At 71.4% G+C, this 4,420-nt stretch carries 2 protein-coding genes and 2 pseudogenes; 1 reads left to right on the plus strand and 3 read right to left on the minus strand.

Features of this window, described 5'->3' with window-relative positions; genetic code table 11:
• The 3 genes and pseudogenes from NBZ83_RS30285 to mscL all read right to left on the minus strand — a co-directional run.
• Nucleotides 1-821 (minus strand): annotated as a pseudogene (locus tag NBZ83_RS30285) (RNA polymerase subunit sigma-24); the annotation flags it as partial.
• Between the two features lie 453 nt (nt 822-1,274).
• Nucleotides 1,275-2,984 carry a S1C family serine protease gene (locus NBZ83_RS30290; protein WP_261576327.1) on the minus strand — a complete coding sequence of 570 codons (1,710 nt, stop codon included), beginning with the start codon at nt 2,982-2,984 and terminating at the stop codon, nt 1,275-1,277.
• Nucleotides 2,985-3,106: 122 nt separating this feature from the next.
• On the minus strand, nt 3,107-3,502 hold the full coding sequence (mscL, locus tag NBZ83_RS30295) for a large conductance mechanosensitive channel protein MscL (protein ID WP_261571193.1): 396 nt from the start codon (nt 3,500-3,502) through the stop codon (nt 3,107-3,109).
• A 632-nt stretch (nt 3,503-4,134) separates the two neighbouring features.
• Here mscL and NBZ83_RS30300 point away from each other — a divergent pair.
• Nucleotides 4,135-4,420, plus strand: a pseudogene (locus tag NBZ83_RS30300) (hypothetical protein); the annotation flags it as partial.

The following is a 4,420-nucleotide window of genomic DNA, read 5'->3' on the forward strand; positions in this document are numbered from 1 at the left end:
GTGTCGCCGCTGGGGGCGGCGGGCGCCGTGGCGGGGCGAATCGTGTCGAGGCTCCGCTGCGGACTCACCACCGCCACGCCGTTCTCCGCCAACAGGCGGGGATTGGACGATGGCCAGTTCATCGCCGCGGTGAGACCGACCGCGGCGACGACGACCGCCGCCGCCGCGGCGGCCATCGCCGGCCGGCTGTACCACGCCAGGACCCGGCGGCCGGATATGGAAACGGCGTCGGCGGCTTCGGCCTCGGCGTCCATCCGCATCAGCGGCAGCGAACGCGCGATGGCGGGGGCGATCAGCGTCTCCGCGGCGTCGGACGGGAAGGGAACGGCGGGCTCGGCCGGTGCCTTGACGAGGCTGATCTTCTGGGCTGGCGCAGGGACCACGGGTGCGGCTGGCATGGCAGCTCGGCGGCTGGCGGCAGCGGCCTCCGCGACGGCGGCGGCTCGGTCGAAGGTGCGGGCGAGACCCACCCGCAGACTGGCGGGTGCCGGCACCACGGCGCCGACCAGGAGTTCCTCGGGCGGTACACCGTGTGGCACCGGGATGCTGCGGGCCTGCGGAGATCCCGACCAGGCCAGGGCGCTGCCGCGGGCGAGTTCCAGCAGCCAGGAACGCAGCCGGGCCGGGTCGCTCAGTGGGTTGAGACGGGTACGGGCGACCAGGGCGAACGCCGTGCCGGCGGCGGCCCGGGCCACCGTGGGATCACCCAGAATCAGCAGGCACATGGAGAAGACATCATCCGCGTAGAGGTCGTACAGGTCGTCGAACGCCTGCCGATCACCACGTCGGACACGGGCCGCAAGGTCCGCGTCGTCGTCCATACTTTAGCTACTCCCCGGTCGACTAGCGGCGGACCCGGAACGGATGGTGGATCCAATGCTAGGAGGCAGGCCGCGCTAACGGGTGAACGTTGTGAGGATTTTGTTGTCGTCGATTCGACAGTCGGAATCGCTTGACCCGCGCGCCCGTAGCGCTTTGATCACTTTCGCCTACTTGTGGTTACTTTGCTTCGGGGTGGTGCGCGGGCGATGTGGCCATGTCCCGTCGGAGGACTAGTTAGAAAGATGGGCGGCGAATAGCCCGTAGACCGGCTTGCTTCGAATTTCGCGACCGATCGGTCCCAGCGGGCCTTCCGCACCGGCTCGGCCATTCGCGACCGTCCGCAGGATTACCCCACGATTATTGCGCGGTCGGTATGTCGGTTCCGAAGTGGTACGACGACGGCGATCAGGACGCTGGGCGGAGCCTGGAACAGAGCGCGATCAGAGCTGTGATCAGGAGGTAGGCGGCTGCAGGGCGAGCCGCGTCTTCACGGTGCCGTTCTGGCCGTTGCGGGTGTAGGTCACCTGGACCTCGTCTCCGATGGCGTGCGAGCGCACCGCCGCGATCAGGGAGTCGACGTCGCTGACGGCTCGGTCGCCGACCTTGGTGATCACGTCGCCGGTGCGCAGGCCGGCGCCTTCGGCGGGGCCGCCGGCGACCATCGACCGGATCTGCGCGCCGGTTCCGCTGGACGCGGTCGAGCGCGTGTTCTCCGCTGCGGTCGAGGCGGATACGCCCAGATAGGGATGCCGTGCGCGGCCGGTGGTGATCAGCTGGGTGGCCACCGACTCGGCGTAGTTGCCGGGGATCGCGAAGCCGACGCCGATGTTGCCGGACTGCTGGCTGCCGCCGAACGGACTGCCCCCGCCGCCGCCGACGGTCGCGATCGCACTGTTCACGCCGATGATCTCGCCTCGGCTGTTGACCAGCGGGCCGCCGGAGTTACCCGGGTTGATCGGCGCATCGGTCTGGATCGCGTCAAGGACGGTGTTCTGCTGGTCCTGCACGGTCGAGTCGCCGGTACGGACCGGGCGGTGCACGGCGCTGACGATGCCGGAGGTCACCGTGCCGTTCAGGCCGAGCGGACTGCCGACCGCCACCACCAGCTCACCGATGTTCAAGGTGTCGGAGTTGCCAAAGGTCGCCGCGGTCAGCCCCGAAGCGTTGATCTTGATGATGGCGAGGTCGGAACTGGGGTCGGTCCCCACGACCTGCGCGTCGAAGGTGCGGCCGTCCTGCAGGGTCACCGTGAGCGTGCCGCCGTCGGAGGCTCCCGACACGACATGGTTGTTCGTCAGGATGTGGCCGTCCGACCGGATGATCGTCCCGGAACCGGTGCCCGCCTCGCTGCTCGACTCCTCGGCGATCGTGACGACGCTGGGAAGGATCTTCTGCGCCGCCGCGGCGACGGTGCCGGAGGCCGCCGGCGACGTCCCGCCGGAGCTGACACTGCTACGCTCGAGCCCGGCGGTGGTCACGACCGGGTTCCCGCTGTCGTTGTCTGCGACCAGGGCACCGACGCCGCCCCCGATGCCAGCGGAGACGAGGGCGATGGCGAGCCCTGCGGCCACCAGCCGGCGCCTACGCCAGGGCAGCGGGGAGGCCGTCGCCGGCCGATCGCCGTGGATGTCGTACGCGGTAGGTGGAATGCCCCCACCGGGAGCGCCCCACTGGTTGCCCCACTGAGTGCCCCACGTCTGGCCCTCCGGTGGCGGACCGGGCGGCAGACCCGAACCGCCCGACCTGCCCTGGCCGCCGACTCCCGGGCCGCCCGAGCCGTACGGATCGCCCGCTGGGCCGGGACCGGCATCAGCCCTGAACGCATTCTGCCCTGGGCCGCCCTGGCCCGGACTCGGGTTGGGCGGGCCCCAGGGCCCGGCCGCGAACCCGCCGGTGTTGAACGGCGCCGTCTGGCCGGGACTGACAGACGGATGGACCGGCGGGGGAGCGCCGTAGGGCGCCCCGGGGGGCGGTGCCACGGAACGGTCGGGTGAGGAGCTGCCGGGGCCGGTCGGGTGAGGCTGTTCTGCCTGGGACCCGAATGTGCCTTCGGCGGGTGGGGCCCAGGGGGACGGCGAGTCGTGCCCGGCGCCGGACTCCTCCCGGCCGCTGTCCGCCTGAGCGTCCTCGGCGCCGCTGCTGAAGGGGAGACGCGGTGTCATGGTAGGCACTTTCCCTTGCGAGCCTGAGCGATTCCTGAATGCCAACCAACGTTCGGGTAAGCGATCGACAGGACGGACCGGAGCCGGGGTCCCTCCGGGGGCGACCAGGTCAGCCGACCGGGTCAGGAGGTGGGACGACGTTCCGCCAGTAGATCACGAATCTCGGTAAGCAGGCGTGCCTCATCGGTCAGCACAAGGTCCTCCTCGGGCGGGACCTGGCCGCGGGCGCGCCGATCGTTGATGGTCTTCAGCGGGAGCACCACGACGAAGTAGATCACAGTCGCCACGGAGAGGAAGGCGACGACACTGTTGATGAACTCGCCGTATCGAAACACGCTGCCGTTCAGCGTGAACGTGAGGGCCGAGAAGTCCGGCTTGCCGAAGATCGACGCGATCAGCGGGGTGAAGATGGTCTTCACCAGGGACGTCACCACGGCGGTGAAGGCGGTGCCGATCACCACGGCGACCGCGAGGTCGACTACGTTCCCTCGCATCAGGAACTGCTTGAAGCCCTTCATCGACGGTCCCCCCAGTCAGGCGCCCGATGCGCCATGGGAGGATACCGCCGCAGGTCGGTGGTATCCGACCCGGCCCCTATGCCCCTGACGGGCTGTTGTCAACTAGGCGCGCGCTAGATGTCGGCAACTCCGTGGTACACCGGTGGGACGAACGAATGCGCGCGGGGCTCGGGATCGGAGGTCGTCTGGTGACGGACGGTGCGCGACGGGCCGATTGGGATGACGACCACCGCGAGCCCGCCTACCGCCGGCCCGGGGGGAACCCTCCGCCGCGCGGGCCCAACTCTCAGGCGGATCCAGCACCCCGCCCGGCTGCGGCCGAAGGTTACGGCGGTCGGCCCGCTCCCGACGATTACGGCGGTCAGCCCGCTGCCGATGGCTATGGCGGTCAGCCCGCTTCGGGCGGTTACGGCGGTCCGCCTGCTCCTGGCGGTTACCGCGGCCGGCCGCCCGCGGCGGGCCACGGGGCGGACACCGGACTTTACGACCCCGCCGGCCCGTCGACCGGGTCCCATCTCCCCGCAGACGGCGGCGGATTCGGGCCCGGGGGCGGCGCTGGAGACGATCCGTACGGCCGAAGCCGCCCGCAGGGTCGTGGCGACCGCCCGGCCCCGCCCGCCGCGGAGACCCCCGTGCGCAGGGCTCTGGTCCCGCCGGCCGGCGGGCGACGCGGGACAGGCGAGCCCGGCGGGCCGCAGGCACGGCCGGGTACCCCCGCCGGGAACACGGGCCGGCACGTGGTCGAGCGGTCGCGACAGGCCGCCACCGGCGGACCAGGCAATCCGGCCGACGGGCAACGAACGGGACGGCCCGGCCGCCCGGGTGACGCCGATCCGCGGGGTCGGACGACCCCGCCGCAGTACGGCGTCGACGGCGGCCCGGTCGACGGCCCGCCGCCTGGTGCGGGCGGGCGGGCGG

The organism is Frankia gtarii, from assembly GCF_025403375.1.
Taxonomy (GTDB): domain Bacteria; phylum Actinomycetota; class Actinomycetes; order Frankiales; family Frankiaceae; genus Frankia; species Frankia gtarii.